General features: G+C 43.9%; 17 protein-coding genes. 6 read left to right on the top strand and 11 right to left on the bottom strand.

The window, feature by feature from the left end; genetic code table 11:
* Positions 1–24: 24 nt before the first annotated feature.
* The 4 genes from A587_RS0102835 (at position 25) to A587_RS0102820 (ending at position 5,720) form a co-directional block, all read left to right on the top strand.
* A complete protein-coding gene (locus A587_RS0102835; RefSeq protein ID WP_026000861.1) occupies positions 25–2,160 on the top strand; it encodes a TonB-dependent receptor in 2,136 nt (711 codons plus the stop codon).
* 134 nt (positions 2,161–2,294) lie between these two features.
* Positions 2,295–2,753, top strand: a complete 459-nt coding sequence (locus tag A587_RS0102830) for a zinc ribbon-containing protein (RefSeq protein WP_017216346.1) — start codon at positions 2,295–2,297, stop codon at positions 2,751–2,753.
* Positions 2,754–2,824: 71 nt separating this feature from the next.
* Positions 2,825–5,254, top strand: coding sequence for a Lon protease family protein (locus A587_RS0102825; RefSeq protein ID WP_017216345.1), 2,430 nt, complete (start codon positions 2,825–2,827; stop codon positions 5,252–5,254).
* Positions 5,241–5,720, top strand: coding sequence for an FKBP-type peptidyl-prolyl cis-trans isomerase (locus A587_RS0102820; RefSeq protein WP_017216344.1), 480 nt, complete (start codon positions 5,241–5,243; stop codon positions 5,718–5,720). Before A587_RS0102825 ends, A587_RS0102820 begins: the two co-directional genes overlap by 14 nt.
* A 362-nt stretch (positions 5,721–6,082) precedes the next feature.
* Here A587_RS0102820 and A587_RS0102815 read toward each other — a convergent pair whose 3' ends face one another.
* The 9 genes from A587_RS0102815 to A587_RS0102775 form a co-directional block, all read right to left on the bottom strand.
* Positions 6,083–6,313 carry a hypothetical protein gene (locus tag A587_RS0102815; protein ID WP_010372003.1) on the bottom strand — a complete coding sequence of 77 codons (231 nt, stop codon included), beginning with the start codon at positions 6,311–6,313 and terminating at the stop codon, positions 6,083–6,085.
* A 68-nt stretch (positions 6,314–6,381) separates the two neighbouring features.
* The gene (locus A587_RS0102810) at positions 6,382–6,708 is read right to left on the bottom strand and encodes a hypothetical protein (protein ID WP_017216343.1); all 327 of its coding nucleotides are present in this window, start codon (positions 6,706–6,708) and stop codon (positions 6,382–6,384) included.
* A complete protein-coding gene (locus A587_RS0102805) occupies positions 6,705–7,343 on the bottom strand; it encodes a DUF4178 domain-containing protein (RefSeq protein WP_017216342.1) in 639 nt (212 codons plus the stop codon). The genes A587_RS0102810 and A587_RS0102805 overlap by 4 nt, the downstream gene beginning before the upstream one ends.
* 64 nt (positions 7,344–7,407) lie before the next feature.
* A complete protein-coding gene (locus tag A587_RS0102800; RefSeq protein WP_017216341.1) occupies positions 7,408–8,097 on the bottom strand; it encodes a PspA/IM30 family protein in 690 nt (229 codons plus the stop codon).
* Positions 8,098–8,112: 15 nt separating this feature from the next.
* Positions 8,113–8,526, bottom strand: a complete 414-nt coding sequence (locus A587_RS0102795; RefSeq protein WP_010371994.1) for a DUF2170 family protein — start codon at positions 8,524–8,526, stop codon at positions 8,113–8,115.
* A gap of 80 nt (positions 8,527–8,606) precedes the next feature.
* Complete coding sequence (locus A587_RS0102790) at positions 8,607–10,259, bottom strand: polyamine aminopropyltransferase (RefSeq protein WP_232288015.1); 1,653 nt, start codon at positions 10,257–10,259, stop codon at positions 8,607–8,609.
* 87 nt (positions 10,260–10,346) lie between these two features.
* A complete protein-coding gene (locus tag A587_RS0102785) occupies positions 10,347–11,246 on the bottom strand; it encodes a DUF350 domain-containing protein (protein WP_017216339.1) in 900 nt (299 codons plus the stop codon).
* A gap of 23 nt (positions 11,247–11,269) precedes the next feature.
* Positions 11,270–12,208 (bottom strand): hypothetical protein, encoded by a 939-nt coding sequence (locus tag A587_RS0102780; RefSeq protein WP_017216338.1) that lies wholly within the window; start codon positions 12,206–12,208, stop codon positions 11,270–11,272.
* 289 nt (positions 12,209–12,497) lie between these two features.
* Positions 12,498–13,280, bottom strand: a complete 783-nt coding sequence (locus A587_RS0102775) for a sporulation protein (RefSeq protein ID WP_017216337.1) — start codon at positions 13,278–13,280, stop codon at positions 12,498–12,500.
* 253 nt (positions 13,281–13,533) lie between these two features.
* Between A587_RS0102775 and A587_RS0102770 the strand changes: the two genes are divergently transcribed.
* Positions 13,534–14,508, top strand: a complete 975-nt coding sequence (locus A587_RS0102770; RefSeq protein ID WP_017216336.1) for a sensor domain-containing diguanylate cyclase — start codon at positions 13,534–13,536, stop codon at positions 14,506–14,508.
* Positions 14,509–14,954: 446 nt separating this feature from the next.
* Positions 14,955–16,313 (top strand): molecular chaperone, encoded by a 1,359-nt coding sequence (yegD, locus tag A587_RS0102765; RefSeq protein ID WP_017216335.1) that lies wholly within the window; start codon positions 14,955–14,957, stop codon positions 16,311–16,313.
* Between the two features lie 44 nt (positions 16,314–16,357).
* Here yegD and A587_RS0102760 read toward each other — a convergent pair whose 3' ends face one another.
* Together A587_RS0102760 and A587_RS0102755 are read right to left on the bottom strand one after the other, a co-directional pair.
* Positions 16,358–16,816: a methylglyoxal synthase gene (locus A587_RS0102760; protein WP_010371978.1), complete on the bottom strand. Its 459-nt coding sequence runs from the start codon at positions 16,814–16,816 to the stop codon at positions 16,358–16,360.
* Between the two features lie 28 nt (positions 16,817–16,844).
* On the bottom strand, positions 16,845–17,480 hold the full coding sequence (locus tag A587_RS0102755) for a LysE family translocator (RefSeq protein WP_010371975.1): 636 nt from the start codon (positions 17,478–17,480) through the stop codon (positions 16,845–16,847).

Raw genomic sequence — 17,480 nt, 5'->3', positions numbered from 1 at the left:
ATTCTAAATCCAGCAAGGATAACCATGTTAAAAACTACTCTCAGTACGGTAGCGTTGGCTGTTAGCGCAGCAGCCATTGCAGACGATACCAATGTTAAAGATCTTCAAGCTGCAGATATGGAGCATATCGTGGTCTCGGGCAGTCGTGTGTTTGAAAGCATTGATGAAGTGCCTGCCTCCATTACGATTATTAATCAAAAACAAATTGAAGATCATTTAAAAGTAAATCCAGAATTACAAAGCTTGTTATCTCAAATTGTTCCTGGCCTTGCTCCGGATACGGGTAGTTCAAGTAATACTGGGCAATCGTTGCGTGGACGTGCACCACTGGTGATGATTGACGGTGTACCTCAGTCTACACCACTGCGAAATGGTTCTTTGGGTGTAAAAACACTCGATCCAAGTGCCATCGCGCGTATAGAAGTGATCAAAGGAGCAACCTCAATTTATGGTAATGGTGCTTCAGGTGGGATCATTAACTACATCACCAAGCAGGCCAAAAGCGATGGCAAACCAGAAGGTGAAATTAGCCTATCTAGCCGCTTTAGCGCAGTAAAGCTTGCAGAGAGCGCCGGGGCTCGAATTGCGGGCGCGGTTAATGGCCGCGTTGACCAATTTAGTTATTTAGTCACGGCAAGCTATGAAGAAAATGGTGTTCAGCGTGATGCTGAAGGTGATATTCTGGGTTTACAGTATGGTCTGTCGGATACTGTGACAGAAAACTATTTTACTAAGCTTGGCTATGACTTTGATAAAGACAAGCAACTGCAATTTAGCTACAACTTCTACAGTTCTCAGCAAAAAACTGACCTAGGTGATGTGTTTGGTAACATCAATTTAGGTGAAAAATCTTACGCTATTCACGTGCCACCAGCTCAGCAAAAACAAGGTAAGCCTCAAGGGCCAGAAGGTAATGAAAACATTACTTTGAAATACACCGACATAGAAGTTTTTGCTAATACACAAATGACGCTTGATGCGTATATGCAAGACATTGAGAACGTGTTCTTCTTCTCTCCAAGCTTAGCAAACCCTGATGAAGGATACACTGGCGGTCAATCTATCATCCGCTCTGAAAAAAAGGGCGCGCGTGCGACATTTAATACCTTGGTTGATTTTGACAATGTCCAAGCTACCTTCATTTATGGTATCGATGCGTTGAATGATGTGACCTCACAGCCACTTGTCGATGGTCGTATTTGGGTGCCAGAAATGGACATGGAAAGCATCGCAGGTTACCTACAGACCAAGTGGATTGTTGCGGATGACCTAGTGTTAAAAGCGGGAGTGAGACAAGAAAGCATTGATCTTGCGGTAGCTGATTACCAAACACTAAAACTTTGCCGTTCAGCGGATCAGTGCTCTGTGCCACTTAACGTGAAAGGCGACACCATTGACTATGATGCCACAACTTACAATGTGGGTATTAAATATAACGCGAATGAAAAGTTCAGCCCATTCGCCAGTTACTCGCAGGGCTCTGATATCTCCGATGTTGGCCGTCTGCTGCGCAGTGCAACGGTAGAAGACATAGGTCAAATTCAAACAGAAGCATCGATTGTTGATAACTACGAAATCGGTTTTAACTCTCAATTTGAGACGTTACGATTTGAATTTGCGGCATATAGAAGTACGTCTGAGTTTGGCACAACGAATAAATTCAATGAAGTAACCGGAGTTTATGAGCCTGTTCGAGCACCACAAAAAATATGGGGCTATGAGGCACTTGTCGATTACAAGATCAACGACACGCTAAAACTCATTGCGACATATAGCTATGTAGAGGGTAAAGATACCGAAGCCGATACTTATCTTGGCTCTAGACAAATTAGCCCACCAAAGCTTACGGCAAACCTAAACTGGCAGCCAATTGATGCGTTATCGATGACGTTAAGCTGGTTACATGTGGGCGACCGTAAACGTTTTGAGCGGAACGATAAAGGCAACTATGTTGGCGATCAAGGTCCAATTGACAGCTACAACGTGGTTAACTTTAGTGGTCAATATCAATTCGACCAAAGCTGGCAAGCTTTTGTTGGTATTGAAAACTTATTTAACTCAGACTACTACCCGGCTCGCGCACAAGCCTATACGTACGGTGGCTACAACATTAAAGGCCTTGGTACAACAGCAACGGTTGGCGTGAAGTATCGTTTCTAAGCTAATAGCAATGACTTTTGGCTTCATAATCTGAAGTCAAATGGGTTTGCTGAGCACCAAGTTCAGCAAACCCTAATACAATGAATGGTATATCTGGTCTACACTTAATCTATTGGCGAAACAGGAGTGTAGCAATGGCGGATTATCAAAAATGGCTGGATCAATTTTCCGATTGGCTCAAAGACGTCAAAGAACATGAAATTGACGATTTATCTAAGCGATTCTGGGAAGCGCAGAGCGCACTGAAAGACTACACCAAACAAACCTATGATGATTATAGTTACTATCTAAAACGTGACTTGGAACATCTTCTCGAAAACAAATCCTTCTATGATGAAGCGGCTTGGAGTGAGCTCAAAGCCAACATCTTATTCGAAATATCCCAATTAGAAGATAGAACTCAACTTGAGTGGTCCGCACTTTTAAAAGATTTTGAACACCAAGGCATTTATAAAGAAGGTGAATGGATAGCTTTGGGACAATTAGTGTGTAAGAATTGTGGCTATAAATTAGATGTTTATTATGCCATCAAGATCCCAGCTTGCAGCGAGTGCGGGCATGGGGAATATACTAGAAAAGCATTAGCGCCCTAAAGTGTGGGCGCTCAGCTTGGAAGCACCAAGCTGAGTAGACTAACGTATGCGAATAATACAAAGAAGTTAGAATGACCAAATCTAAATTGTCGTGTGAAAAAGCACTGCCTGCGAGTCAGCTCGCGCCATCAGTTTCGTTGACTCACATAGAAAATTGTATCCAAAACCCTTATCCAGAAGCACTACCGTTTATTGGCCAGCAGCGCGCTCAAACCGCGCTAGACTTTGCTTTGGGAATGGAGCTTCCTGGTTATAATGTGTATGTCATGGGAGAAGCGGCGCTGGGTCGTTTTACCATGGTAAAAGACAAGCTTGAGGCACACAGTAAAACTAAGCCAACGCCTAAAGAATGGTTGTACGTCAACAACTACGACGACCACCGCGAGCCTATCGCGCTATTTATGCAGGCGGGTGAAAGTAAGCAGCTTGAGGCCGATATTGACGCCTTTATTGATGAGATCTTAGATACTTTTCCTGCAGCTTTTGACAATCCGGGTTATCAACGTAAGAAAAAGTCGCTAGATAAAGAATTCGAACAAAAATACGATGCTGCGATCACCGCTGTTGAGCAGCAAGCTATGAATATGAGCGTTGCACTGATAGAAGATACGGGGACTGTTGGCTTTGCTCCTGTGGTCGATGGTAAGCAGCTCAGTGATACGGAGTTTTCGGCTCTGGACGAGCATGTTCAGGCACACTTTTTAACCGCAATAGAAACATTAGAAGATGCCCTAATCGAATCGCTTATTGAGCTGCCAAGATGGAAGCGTGAATCTTCTGAGCGCTTACGTAATCTTAAAAAAACTACCATCGAAGTGGCGACCAAACCGCTATTAAAAGCACTTGAGCATAAGTATGCCGCACACATTGGCGTGCTGCGTTATCTTAAAGATCTGAAGGTTGAAATTGTCGATGCGGTATTAGATTGGCTAGACGACGATAGTAGCAACAGCGACGAAAACAAAGATGACTTTGACTCAAAGGGAATGCTCACGGACTTTTTTGCGCCCAATATTCTGGTTGAGTTTAAAGAGGACGACCCTGCGCCTGTGGTGTATGAGCCAAATCCGACCTTTGGTAATATTTTTGGTAAGGTGGAATATGCAACCTCTCAAGGTAATTTGATCACCAGCTATCGCTCTATTCAAGCCGGTGCATTGCACCGCGCCAATGGCGGTTATCTGATCATGGATGCTGAAAAGGTCATGGCTAACGCGCAAGTGTGGGATGGCCTTAAACTGTCGTTAAAAACCCACCAAATTAAAAATGACCTACCGTATCAAGACAATTCGGTGGGCAGCAGCTTTACCTTAAAGCCGCAGTTAATTCCATTGGATGTCAAAATTATTCTTTTGGGTTCGAGAGATCTATATTACACCATAGGTGAGTACGATGAAGAGTTTGCAGAACTATTTAGAGTGCTGGCCGATTTTGATTACTATTTACCAAGCTCGGACAAAATGCAGTATCAATTTATCACTAAGGTGATGGAATACTGTAATGATACCTTGAAGATTGAGCTTAGCTCAGCGGCGCTGGCGCGTATGCTTAAATTTAGCTATCGCCAAGCGGAGCACCATAGTAAGCTTTCGGCGCGCTTTGCTGATGTTTTGGAGCTGGTGGCAGAAGCCAGTTTTTATGCCAAGCAAGATGGCGTAAACCAAATAGCCGCTAATCACATCGATGAAGCGATAGCTGGAAAAGAATATCGGACTGGGCAGTTGAGTGAAAACATGCTCAGCGATATTCAAGAAGGGCATACTTTGATTGCAACTGAAGGCACCGCAATTGGTAAGGTAAACGGCCTGACGGTCCTGCATATTGGTGACACCGCATTTGGTACTCCTGCGCGTATTACCTCTACGGTATACGCGGGTGCTGACGGGGTGATTGACGTTGAACGTGAGGTAGATTTAGGTAAGTCAATTCACTCAAAAGGCGTGATGCTGCTTACGGGTTACCTAGGTAATAAGTATGCGCAAGACTTTAGCCTGACACTTAGCGCAAATATCGCCATTGAACAAAATTATGGTTTTATAGACGGTGATAGCGCATCACTTGCAGAACTTTGTGCACTGCTATCGGCGGTGACACAACTACCCGTAGACCAATCTTTAGCACTCACTGGCTCAATAAACCAACACGGTGAAGTACAAGCCATTGGTGGTGTAAACGAAAAAATCGAAGGTTTCTTTAAACTCTGCAAAATGCGAGGCCTCACAGGTAAGCAAGGGGTGATCGTCCCTGAATCTAACAAGGTCAACTTAGTGTTAGATGATGAAGTGATTGCGGCTGTTGAAAAAGGCTTATTCCATGTCTACGCCGTTGCCACAGTAGATGAAGCGCTTAGCTTGTTAATGGATAGACCAGCAGGAGAGCTAAGTGATGAAGGCTATCCCGAAAACAGTATCAATGCAGTTGCAATGGCGAAACTTGAACGTATTGCAAAAGTAGTAAACGGCGATGACGACAAAGGAGAAGAAAGCCATGACGACAACTAATATTATCCTCGTTATCGTTGCACTGGTGATTGCAGTGGTGTTTTTTCGAGGTGGTCAGAAACAAAAGCAGCTTGCGCAGTTTAATCGAATTCAAGCGGCAGACTTTTTGAAAGAAAACGAAAAGCGCGCAGAGGTACATAAAACTGACTCAGGTCTTCAGTACGAAATAATCACTCAAACTGACGGTGGCAAACAGCCAAATGCAACGAGCAAAGTTAAAGTACATTATCATGGCACTTTACTTGATGGCTCCGTATTCGACAGCTCGGTACTGCGTGACCAACCCATCAGTTTTGGACTTAATCAAGTGATCCCGGGTTGGACCGAAGGTGTGCAGTTGATGAGCGAAGGGGATAAATATCGCTTTTGGATTGGTCCGGACCTAGGATATGGTGACCGCGCAGCAGGTAAAATCGAACCGGGTTCGTTATTAGTGTTTGAAGTTGAGCTGCTCGCGGTAGAATGATGAGCTCAAAGCGATGAGGCTCTAGCAGCTATTTTTATTTGCCCAAGCGTGATTAACCGTCGCTACAATTGTTAAGGTGGACTGCTAGAGAGAAATGATGTTATTTAAGCTCAGGTTATTTAACCTGGGGTTTGGATAAGGAATGTTCCAACTCATTGTTGCTAAAGCACAACTTAGTTTTTTCCTTGTCTAGCGAGAGAGTTTTAGGGAAAACACCGCTTTCGCGTCCTGCTCTCGCTAAGGTACCTACATCCTGTAGGCAAGGCGAATTTACGCACCAATAGCTGGCTATTGGAAGTGAATTCAACGCAGTTAGCGCTAAAACTAGCTGCTAGAAAGGCATTAATTATCCGCAGCTCAGGTTATTTAGAGCCATCCTGTGCTGATTTTGTGACAAGGACGTCACAGAGGACATTTTTGAAGATGTGTATGCCAGCAGCTAATGCTCCTAAAATTAATAGGTTGGAAGATAATGGGTCATCTTCCAATAAGTAGTTGTTCAATAATGCTATTAGTAACATCATGATGACTACGAAAATAAGTGGTTTCACACTATGTTTATCAATACTTTTCTTAATCTCTGCTTCTGTCATCGTTCCCTCTTAGGTTGTAGCTTTAACTATTTAAAATAGTTGGAGAATTAATGGGTTGGTATTACTGCTCACTTCTCTTTATTTTCTGTATAGCGACTAAGCAGCATGTTGGCGACTTGCTGTTTTACAGCCCGTTTGTCGTTGGGGTCAACGCCAAAACGTTCTGCCAGTAGTGCGATTTCATCATCGGTTAAATTGAAGGATAAGCGTTGCCGAGTTTTCTTCGATTTAACTTCTAAATTAAGGATCTTTCTGATCATATCGGATGGCGTTAGCTCTTCGTCTATCGCCTGTTTTTTAATGCTTTTTTGTACTTCCGTGGTTAAATCGAAGGCCATTTGTGTGGCCCTCAATGCCACTTCTTGACGTTTCCACTTGTCTTCTCTTGTGGTCACGAGTTCGCTCCAGGAAATAGGTCGACAATATCGCTCAGTGGGCGGCACATGGTTAGTGACACGTCAGTTTCCCCCCCATCCCAGATCTCGATATTGATAGCGAACTTTTCGTCAGGACTAAGTAACTCGATAACTTCACATACTTCGCCACTTTCATCTTGATAGCGTGGCAAGGCGCGACCGCGATAATCGCTATCGTAAAAATAGCAAACGTAGGGCGCTTCACTTTGTTGATAGCTTTTACCTAAAAATCGCTCGAAAATCTCTGGAGTGGCGTGGGTGTCGATGTGGGTCAGTGCTTCTTCATCGAAAATACGCGCAAATTCATCAAGCGTAAAAATAGCGTCGACGTCTTCTCTTTGGATTTTGGTAGAGAAATTCGCGTATTCCTCACCGTCACTTTGTTCAATTTGCAAAAAAGTAATGTTACCTGAATCACTTTCGAGAACAAATTCATATGCAGCGCTGCGCTCAAATTGGTAAGTTTGTACGCCAACCACTTTTAGGGTTTGTCCCTTGAGCCAGCTTGGGTAAGCGAACGAATCGATGATGGTGAGCATGTCCCCAACTTGCAGATCTTTAGCATGAGTAAGCTGTCGCTCAGGAGTTTTTTTTGATTTAAAAAAGCCAAACATAATGCACCTACATAATCAAAAGGGTAAAAAGGAGGCGAGGCCTCCTTTTTCTAATCGGCAAATATTAGTTGCTTTGTTTAGCTCTAATACGTTCAAGAATATCATTACTCTTTTGCGTAGAGCCAATACCTGCTTCTGCCATTTTGGCTTTTAGATCTGCACCCGTTGCAGCGGCTTCAAGCTCTTTTGCTGCAGCCAGTTGATCTTGCCTATCTTGCTGGCGTTGCTTGATACGCTCAAGCGACTGACGTGCATTTACCATAGATGATTCATTTGTATTTAGCGTGCTGTTTACTGCCATGGTTGCTTTTTGAACGCTGTCTGTGGTTTTTACCATGGTCAGCTGGCGTTGGTTTTCTTTAATCGTTTTTTCAGCTTCTTTGATCTGCTGCTTTAACAGGATCACATGTTTACTAAAACCGTCTAGCACTTGCTGATGCTCTGCGCGCTCAACTTCAAATTCACCGATTTTCTCTGCGATTTCTACCGCTAAAGCTTCGTTACCTTTTTCGAGCGCTTGTCCAGCATAGTTTTCATGCTCGATAATGCTTTCGTCAAGTGCAGCTAATTTGCGTTTTGTCTGCATCTCTTTCGCCATTACTTCAGTTAAGCTCTTTTTGGCTTTAGCTAAAGCGTTTTGTGCGTCAGCAATTTCTTGCTCAAAAATGCGAATGCCATTTGCGTCAACAATTGACTCACCAACTTCTCTAGCGCCACCACGAACAGCAGTAAATAATTTCTTTAAAATACTCATTTCACAACTCCAATATTACTCATTCAAATACACAGTCACAGCATCTAATGCTTCGATTGCATTGTCCGCGAGGGTGACCAGTTCGTGCGTGATCTCATCAATTGAGGAGGAAACGGCTAGAGCACCAAATATCGCATACTGCTCATCAATTTTAGCAAACGCACTCAGCGGGATCGGCACATTCAGTTTTAATAGTGCTTCGTTTAACTCGTTTAGCAACTCAGGCTTTACCTCATTCTCTTTAAATAGGTAACTAATGCATACAAGTTGTTCTTCAGTCTGAGTCACAAAAATTGGTAATTCGTCATTTCCGTCAACAATCACTTGCAATACATCTTGCTCGCCTTCATTGGCGATTAAGAAAGATTCGAAGTTAGCACCTTCTGTTTCAAATGATGCTAATTTGATTGATAGTTCATTTAATTCCATCTTCATTTACCTTTTTGTTTTGACATATTATGTCTGAGTTAAGAGTTGCACGTAAGACATAATATGTCAATGGCCGTGCGCTAATTTTTATACAACTCATCTTCTGTTTGCCATGCTTGGCGATAATAATCGTATAGTCTCCCCGTTCCTAACTGGTTGACTTCAATATCTTTTGCTCCATCAAAAAAGCGATTTGGGAAGGCGAAAGTCGCGAGTAAATACTCTTTGTTTATCCAGTTACTTGGAACAGGCAAAGACTCGGCCGACCGGATCCTAGCACTTGCTGGTTGTCCTGTTCTCGTTGCGATTGTCCATCCCCACTGGCCAAATGAGGGAATATTCTGTTGGTATTGCTCAACATGCGTAAACCCGGCATGTTTTACCGTTTTAGCTATGCTAATAAACGCTTTTTTGGCGTGATAGGGAGACGTTGACTGAATAGCGAGTGCACCATCGGGTGCCAGTAATTGACGCACATGATTATAAAAGTAGTCGCTATATAGCTTGTTTAAATCGGGATGGTTAGGGTCGGGTAAGTCGATAATGATAGTGTCAAACTGTCTACCTTGGTCGAGCATTTTTTCTACTTCTAAAAATGCATCTGCAATGATAACCGTCGCTCTTGGGTCGTTTAACGCGTCGCCATTCAAGCGGGTTAATTGACTGGTGATATGTGGTCTAGCCGGGTAAGGCTGCCCTTGTAGTCCAAATAATGAAAGTAGTTGTCCATCCAAATCGATTAAGGTTGCATTCTCTACTGGCCATTCCAGTACATCTCGAAGTGCCAGACCATCTCCGCCACCAATGATTAACACCTTTTCGCGACGGTTGGATGCCAGCATAGCAGGATATACGAGCATAGTGTGATAGATCTGTTCATCCACAGATGAAAACTGTAATCGACCATTTAAGAATAAATCGTTAATTGGCATCGGTTGTGCGCGGCTCAATCGCTCAGTGATGACAACATGTTGATACTTCGTTGACTCTGAATAGATCACCTTGTCTTTGTAAAGTACATTGCTGAGGTCTTTCATCCAAAGAGAGCCATGGCTCAGGATGACAAAAAAGATACCAAGTAGAACAAAGTGGCAAGCAAACAGCAGCTTAGCGAAGCGGACATGAGCATGGTAACGCCATAGGAAGATAAGTCCTGCAATGATATTAAATAGCGCAGTCCACGCTGCTGCTTGCATTATTGGCAACGCAAGCATAATCGTGACCCAAATAGCAGCACCAACACCAGCACCGATATAATCTGCACCGTAAATGGTACCTGCGTTATTTTCAAGGAAACGACCGTACACTTGTTGGCGGATCCTAGCGATCAGCGGAATTTCCATGCCAATTAAAATGCCTAGGATGAGGCCGAAAACATAAGGTAGAAATCGGGCAAATGCTTGTAATTGCGCAAATGGCATTCCATCTAAGACACTATCGGGAGGCAGGCTGTATAGGCTAGAAAGTGTATGGGGCAGGGTATAGGTAAGTGCAATAACACTGGCGATCACCAAAATACTGCTCATGCCCAGTAGCGCGATTAGGCTTTCAAGCCAAGCAAAAGCGGTAAAAGGATCTTTAAACCAGCGTGCTAAAAATGCGCCAATGCCCATGGCCACGATCATAGTGCCTATCATGGCATAAATCGCGCTTTCTACGGAGCCTAAAACGCGACCAGCATAATGGGAGAGTAAATATTCGTAGATTAGGCCGCAACCGGCCAAAATAGCCATGACGCCAATTAGTAGGGTGTCGTGACCGAACAACGACCAGTTGCCGGTCACTCTTGCTGAAGTTTGTGGTGCAGATGCGCTCAAGGGTTATGCACCTAACAAACTTGCCATAGTCGTACCAATCGCAAAAGAAAGTGCGGCTGAGATTGCAGCAACACCAACATTCTTTTGTCTGTTCACTTCATCGGAAATATCTTTACCCGCCAGAATAATTTTTATCATGATGAGGTGTAAGACGATGAAAAGCACAATGCTACCCAGTGCCGCAATACTCCAGTACAGTAAACTTGAGTTAATATTGTCCGCTACATACGGCGCTAAACCGGACGCCGCAGTTAGTGCCAGTGCTGAGCCGATTAAAAAGCCCGCGTAGCGGATCCCGACTGCGATATTGTTGTCTTTGATTGCTTGCTGTAAACAGTCGCCACTTTTGTTGGTGCGCTTAAATAGTTGTACTCGGTATTGGCTTACAAGCAGCATACAAATATTACCAATAATGAAGGCCGCAACCACAATCGGTAAACCATACCAGCCCTCTGTGAGTACCCAAAGCAAAGCTGAGCGGATCACAATGGCAACGCTCACCACATGGCCAAAATCAATCAGTGCTGAGGTGACATTACCTTTAACGATTTCGTCATGAAGGTTCACCTTGCGTAACGCGACTTTGTCTTGGAAAAAGTGGCCGAGTTTGATAAGAATGATACCAACGATACCATAGCCCGCCATTTGTAGTGCTTCTTGAGCCAAAGAACTGGCAAAAGCACCACTTGAAATACCTGAAATCACAATGGCTAAAGCTGCTAAACCACCAGCAAAGCTGAGGCCAAATGCAAAGTTGTCTTTTTCTGTTATTTCATCGTTTGCATGAAGGTTAGATACCCAACCTTTGATGTATTTTAAGCTAACAAACAACGCGACGATCACCGCCATATCTATTAGCAATGCTTGAAAAGTCCAAGCTGTTAATCCGTTAAATTGGTACATGTGTTAACTCCGCTATATATGCGCTATTTGCCCCGGCTTACGCCACGGGAGGTTCTACTTGAGCTATTGCGAACTGAGCCGTAGCTTGAGGTTCGAGAGTAGCTGCTTCGAGTTACTGCTGATGGGGTATTACTACTTCGACTTAACCCTGACGCGCCAGACTTTTTCTTGGCATAGGGACTGGTAAACTGTTTACCCTGTCTTTGATACGATTGTTGAGTACGTTTGGCGAGTTCAGTTTGGCGTTTGTAGCTTTTATAACTGGTGTATCTATGGCGACCATAGTCACTGTAGTAGCTGTATTTGCGGTGTTTACTCCAGCGGCCATACTCCACATCACCAACAATATCTCCAAGCATGCGATACATGCCGTACCACATCCAAAAGCTAGTGCCGTTTGAGTTGGTCTGCCATTCGCCATAGTTGGCATTACCAACAAGCTGGTTACCGACACCGGTCTGACCGTTTGCCGTTTGTTCTGCTTGCTGACTGATTGCGCCGACTCGCGCTAGCTTCCCATCTGACATATCGGCTAAAACATTGATTGGATCTGTCAGCGCATCATTGAACAAACTGATGGAAGCAGCTTCTTTTAACAAGAGCGCTTGGTTGATAATATCATCGCTGTTCATACTTGGGGCGGGGGACTTGAGGGACTGATAACGAGTCAATAAACTCTGATATAAGGTTCCACTGCTTGTTGCGTCTTGGGAAATAATTTGCGCAATTTCACTGAGCTGAGGTTTTTGCTGACTAAGTACTTTGCCATACTCAGTCAAAAGGTTGGCGTTTCTCACCTGCTTTTTATCAAGGGCGGTTCCCAGCGTATTTATCGCTGTTGAAGCTTCTTGAAGTGTATGTGTAATGGTTTGCTGGATACGTTCTTCTTTCGATTCGCAGCCCAGCATTAGGCTCAAAACACACAGTAGGCTAACCAGTTTCCAAATTCTAAAGTTGGACATTCATTGTCACCTAATCTACCTTGACCATTCGTTTTAATGTGCTGTTTTATTGAGTTTAAGTCAACTCAAACGTGCCGTGATCGGCATGTTAAAGGGGCTTAAATTGTAACAATAAATCAGTCTAGAAAGTTATTACCTATACACCTTAACATTTGTATTAACATAAACCATAGCGTTAGGTGGATTGGGATAATAATAGAGTTTGTTCATATAGAAGTTGCATTCGTATGAATGCAACGATCACCAAAGCATCAATATAAATCTATCAATACTATAAGGTTAATATACCTTAGCAATTCGCCTCTAGGATGTCATAGATAGTATCTTCTAGGTCTTCTAAATCTGCTTCATCTATCAACAATCTGGCTTTTGACTCATCAAGGTCTAGCGCCTCCGCAAAGAAGCCTTTAAAGCCTCGCGCTTTGCGATCAATCTCAAAGATGATTTCAAGTTGCTCACCACGATTAAAGAAAACCACTTCTACCTCATCAAAGCGACCATGGAAGTCACCTGTGATCGTTTTAAACTCTAGTTCTTGTACGAATGGCAGGCGTGAGAATGATACTTCATCAATACCTTCACAGTCTGATTCATAAAGTTTAAAGCCAAGCGCTTCCATCGCATCGATAGCCGCTTGTTGTAGCTCGGTAGGTACGATATGTAAATAGTCTCTATCTGACTTGTCGAGCGCCATATCAATATCAAGGTTGGTAGCGATCCAAGTTTTGGATTGGCCAACAGTAAGCGGGGTTTCTTCAGCGAGGTCAAGCGCGAATGGAATGTGCTTTTCATCACCGGGTTCGATAGTAAATCGTTCGTTGATTTGAAATTTAGCGAGGGTGTGGTTTTTAGTGATGGTCGTTGTTTCACCTTCACTGTCTTCTCTTTCAACTGTGTAGTTGCACATTACGTTAAGATCTATTTTGTTGATCTCTTGAGCAACTTTGCCACCGATGATTTTAACCGTTCCAGAAATTTCTTCGCCAGGGGAGGCATGATGGGTTTCTAAGATGGTATCTACTTTTGCTGCACCGATACCGACTGCGCCAAGGGCTTTTTTGAAAAAAGACATAGTCATCCTTATATATCTTGTGACCTTCCATCATGGAAAGCGCTGCCGTGTCGATTATAGGAATTATTATCAATTCGTCAATTGCTTTTCTCCTTCGAAGCCGATGACTTGAAAATATTTTTATGATGCAGTCGGTAATTAGTCATAATTCGCAAAATTGGTATATTATTTTTATAACGATAGCTGTAGATGAGCTGTGTTCATTGGCATGTTTCAAATTGCAAAGTTCAAGTTTATAGAATTATGGAACAGGATGTTGCAACGTCTCATGATTAAGGACCGTCGTATGGCCCGCACTCAAGCTTTGGCGCAACCGAGCTATGAGGAATTGGCGTCGACATTGAGTGCGATGCCGGACTTGATGTTTGAACTGGACGAAGAGGGGCGACACTGGGACGCCAGAATACTCCGCCCTGAGTTATTAGTCGCGCCTGCAGAACAATTGATTGGCCATACGGTGACTGAAGTGATGCCAGAGCAAGCCGCTAAAATAGTGATGCAGGCATTACAGGAAGCAAAAATTAACGGCTACTCACATGGTAGCCATATTCACTTGTCTACGCCTGTTGGCGAGCGTTGGTTTGAGGTCTCTATTGCCCGTAAGGTTGTCACTGCAAGCGATAATCATGCAGAAACACGTTTTATCGTGTTATCTCGGGATATCAATGACCGTAAGTTGGAGTATCTTGAAGCCGAGAAGCTGGCGTATCATGACCAATTAACCGAGCTACCGAATCGCCATGTTCTCCAACATGGGTTAACGGAGCAGCTCCGTATAGGTCAGCAGCTTGGTAGCTACAGTGCAGTCTTGTTTTTGGACCTTGACGATTTTAAAAAAGTAAATGACTTGCATGGTCACCATGTAGGAGACCAGCTACTTAAGGCGGTTGCCCAGCGTTTGTGTGCTAGCGTACGCCAAGATGATGTGGTGATCCGTTGGGGAGGCGATGAGTTTGTGATTTTAATCACTCACTTATCTCCTCAACAGCCTCAAGCCGAATCTCATGTGGTTGGGATTTGCCAGCAAATAATCAACAAGGTAGATAAGCCATATCTCTTTGAAGGCAATAAGCTAAGTTGTCGGATTAGTATCGGCGTCAGTCTACTTAATAACCTCGATATCGAGACTGGGATCCAACAGGCAGATTCCGCCATGTATCAAGCCAAGCAATCTGACAGAGTGCGCTATGCTTTCCACAACAAACCAATTAAGGATGTTGGAACCTAGATAAATTCATCTGACAATAACGACAACCATAATACACTTCACGACTTTTCAGCCATTTGAGGTAGAGATTGGAAGTCGGGTTTGATTACGGAAGTTCTCATTGTGCAATGCCTAAAGTGTCATGCAAAATGGTGGAAACTGGGATCTAACAGGCTTGTTCCACTATGCTTTCCACAACAAACCAATTAAGGATGTTGGAACCTAGATAAATCCATCTGACAATAACGACAACAATGATATACTTCGCGACTTTTCAGCAGTTTGAGGTAGAGAATGAAAGTCGGGTTTGATTACGGAAGCTCTCATTGTGCAATGCCTAGTGTGTTATGCAAAACGGTTTCATTCCACGACAAGCCTATAAAGGATGTGAGAACCTAGATAAATTCATCTGACAATAACGACAACCATGATACACTTCGCGACTTTTCAGCAGTTTGAGGTAGAGAATGAAAGTCGGGTTTGATTACGGAAGTTCTAATTGTGCGATGGGTGTCATGCAAAATGATGAAGTGGACTTACTGCGTCTCGAGCAAGATAAATATTACCTGCCTTCGACTATGTATGCGATGCACAATGCGTTAATTCCTGCATTTGTTAACCGTCATCTGAGTGAACCAGATCCAGTCTACACACAGTCTCGCCAAGGGCTGCTAACGGTAGCACAGCAAGCCAAACGCGATCTCGATTTAGAAGCGCATGAAGCGGGCGTTTTTTTTGGTCAAGCGGCGATTTCTGAGTATATCGAATTTCCCGAAGAAGGTTTTTTTGTAAAATCACCCAAGTCCTTCTTTGGTGCGGTTGGGCTTAAACCTCAACAAATCGCCTTCTTTGAAGATATTGCTGCGGCGATGATGATGGAGATTAAGCGCCGTGCCGAGTCGCAGTTGCAACAGTCCATCACCGACACTGTGATTGGTCGACCTGTTAACTTTCAGTCCGTCGGTGGAGAAGAAAGCAACCAACAAGCGGTTAATATTCTTACCACCGCCGCAAAAAGAGCTGGGTTTAAGGAAGTGGGTTTTCTCTTCGAACCGCTCGCAGCGGGGATTGAGTACGAAAGCCGTCTTCAGCAAGATAAACTTGTGCTGGTGGTTGATATCGGCGGTGGTACTAGCGATTGTTCGTTTGTCCGAATGGGGCCAAGCTATCGCAATAACACACAGCGCCAACAAGACTTTTTAGCGCATACGGGCAAACGTATCGGCGGTAACGACTTAGATATTGCGCTAGCTTATCACCAATTAATGCCGTTGTGTGGTCTAGGTTCTAACATGAGTTCAGGTTTGCCGATGCCTAGTCAACTGTATTGGCAGGCATGTAAAATCAATGATATTCAGTCTCAACTAGACTTCTACAGCGATAAATTAGCGCGAGAATTGCAAAGCATGTTGCGAGATGTCGCCGAGCCGCAAAAGCTGGCGCGTTTACTTCATATTCAACAGAACAAACTTACCCATCAAGTGGTTCGTGAAGGTGAGCTTGGTAAGATAGCACTCTCTGAGCAAGCAAAATTTAATGCTGATCTTGGCTTTATTGAGCCACAGTTAACCTCTGAATTTACGCAGCAAGATTTTGCCGAGTCGGTCATGTCGAACTTAGAACAGATGGGCATGCTTGCGAAAGAAGCCATTCATCAAGCGGGATCAAAACCCGATGTAATTTATCTGACTGGCGGTAGCGCGCAATCACCGTTACTCAAGGCAACGCTTGCACAGCAAATTGGTGATATTGAAATGGTGAACGGGGATAACTTTGGTAGTGTTACTGCAGGCTTGACTAAGTGGGCGGATAAAATATTTAGGTAATCGAAGTCAAAATCAAAGAAGCGGTCACAAGCCGCTTCTATTTATCAATCTAAGCGACTAGCAAGGTACTGCTCATAATCAGGTAAATGTCTTGCGATTGGCTGGCTCATTTTATCGCACGCCATCAGTAAATCTGCTGTCGCTTCATTACAGGCGACGGGAATATTCCAAACAGCAGCGAGTCTCAACAGTGCTTTTACATCCGGATCGTGAGGCTGTGACGCCAGCGGATCCCAAAAGAAAATCAAGACATGAACATCTTGCTCCGCAATTTTAGCACCAATTTGCTGGTCGCCACCCATTGGGCCACTAAATAGCTTTGTTACTTCTAAACCAGTATGCTTTTCTATTAGGTTACCCGTTGTGCCCGTAGCGTAAAGCTTGTGCTGTTTAAGGCTATCTAAGTGAGTCTGACACCACTCAAGTAGGGCTGGTTTCATGCCATCGTGTGCAACCAAAGCAATATGCTTTTTAGCTGGCAGTGGCTGTGAACGTTTTTGCATGTGTACTGCTCCTATTTTGCGTAACTGTTTAGAGTAATAAGTTGACTGCCAATGCGATAAAAATTAAGCCTGAAATTCGATCAATCCACACCGGCGCTGCGGGATGCTGCCTAAAATAGCCCGCGATTTTATCACCACCGTAGATGTACATGCAGTCGATGGGAAAAGCTAAAATAGGATAAAGTAAGCCAAACATGGCCAGTTGCATCGTTGTCGAGGTCGTCAAGCTACTATCGACAAACTGAGGAATAAATGCAATAAAAAACAAGGCGACTTTGGGATTTAAGACTTCCGTCATCATTGCTTGGAACATCACGTTTTTAGGCTTTTTGGTGCTAACGTGTGGTTTTTCCTCGCAAGCTATCTGCCCCTTCCCAAGCGTCTCTTTGATAGTCATTACACCTAGATAAGCTAAGTAAGCTGCGCCGAGGTATTGCACTGTGGTATAGGCGGTCTCTGAGGCTTTTAGGAGTGCCGATAAGCCGACAACGGCAAAGAGTGTGTGGATCACCCCACCGAGTGCAAAGCCTAATGCGCTCTGCATGCCAGCAGCGCGGCCATTAGTAAAGGTCTGCGCCATTAAAAACGCATTGGATGGACCCGGTGCCACGGCAATTACCATGCTGGCGATTAAAAATGAGAATAAGTATTCAAGATTTAGCAT

Origin of the sequence: Pseudoalteromonas sp. NJ631 (assembly GCF_000276645.1) — a bacterium.
Taxonomy (GTDB): domain Bacteria; phylum Pseudomonadota; class Gammaproteobacteria; order Enterobacterales; family Alteromonadaceae; genus Pseudoalteromonas; species Pseudoalteromonas piscicida.
Note: the sequence above shows the minus strand (reverse complement) of the source record. Positions and strands in the feature narration are given on the sequence as shown.

Coding starts and splice junctions, on each gene's coding strand:
- A587_RS0102835 (WP_026000861.1), top strand. CDS start 25: ATGTTAAAAACTACTCTCAGTACGGTAGCGTTGGCTGTTAGCGCAGCA.
- A587_RS0102830 (WP_017216346.1), top strand. CDS start 2,295: ATGGCGGATTATCAAAAATGGCTGGATCAATTTTCCGATTGGCTCAAA.
- A587_RS0102825 (WP_017216345.1), top strand. CDS start 2,825: ATGACCAAATCTAAATTGTCGTGTGAAAAAGCACTGCCTGCGAGTCAG.
- A587_RS0102820 (WP_017216344.1), top strand. CDS start 5,241: ATGACGACAACTAATATTATCCTCGTTATCGTTGCACTGGTGATTGCA.
- A587_RS0102815 (WP_010372003.1), bottom strand. CDS start 6,313: ATGACAGAAGCAGAGATTAAGAAAAGTATTGATAAACATAGTGTGAAA.
- A587_RS0102805 (WP_017216342.1), bottom strand. CDS start 7,343: ATGTTTGGCTTTTTTAAATCAAAAAAAACTCCTGAGCGACAGCTTACT.
- A587_RS0102800 (WP_017216341.1), bottom strand. CDS start 8,097: ATGAGTATTTTAAAGAAATTATTTACTGCTGTTCGTGGTGGCGCTAGA.
- A587_RS0102795 (WP_010371994.1), bottom strand. CDS start 8,526: ATGGAATTAAATGAACTATCAATCAAATTAGCATCATTTGAAACAGAA.
- A587_RS0102790 (WP_232288015.1), bottom strand. CDS start 10,259: ATGGCTATTTTGGCCGGTTGCGGCCTAATCTACGAATATTTACTCTCC.
- A587_RS0102785 (WP_017216339.1), bottom strand. CDS start 11,246: ATGTACCAATTTAACGGATTAACAGCTTGGACTTTTCAAGCATTGCTA.
- A587_RS0102780 (WP_017216338.1), bottom strand. CDS start 12,208: ATGTCCAACTTTAGAATTTGGAAACTGGTTAGCCTACTGTGTGTTTTG.
- A587_RS0102775 (WP_017216337.1), bottom strand. CDS start 13,280: ATGTCTTTTTTCAAAAAAGCCCTTGGCGCAGTCGGTATCGGTGCAGCA.
- A587_RS0102770 (WP_017216336.1), top strand. CDS start 13,534: ATGTTGCAACGTCTCATGATTAAGGACCGTCGTATGGCCCGCACTCAA.
- yegD (WP_017216335.1), top strand. CDS start 14,955: ATGAAAGTCGGGTTTGATTACGGAAGTTCTAATTGTGCGATGGGTGTC.
- A587_RS0102760 (WP_010371978.1), bottom strand. CDS start 16,816: ATGCAAAAACGTTCACAGCCACTGCCAGCTAAAAAGCATATTGCTTTG.
- A587_RS0102755 (WP_010371975.1), bottom strand. CDS start 17,480: ATGCTAAATCTTGAATACTTATTCTCATTTTTAATCGCCAGCATGGTA.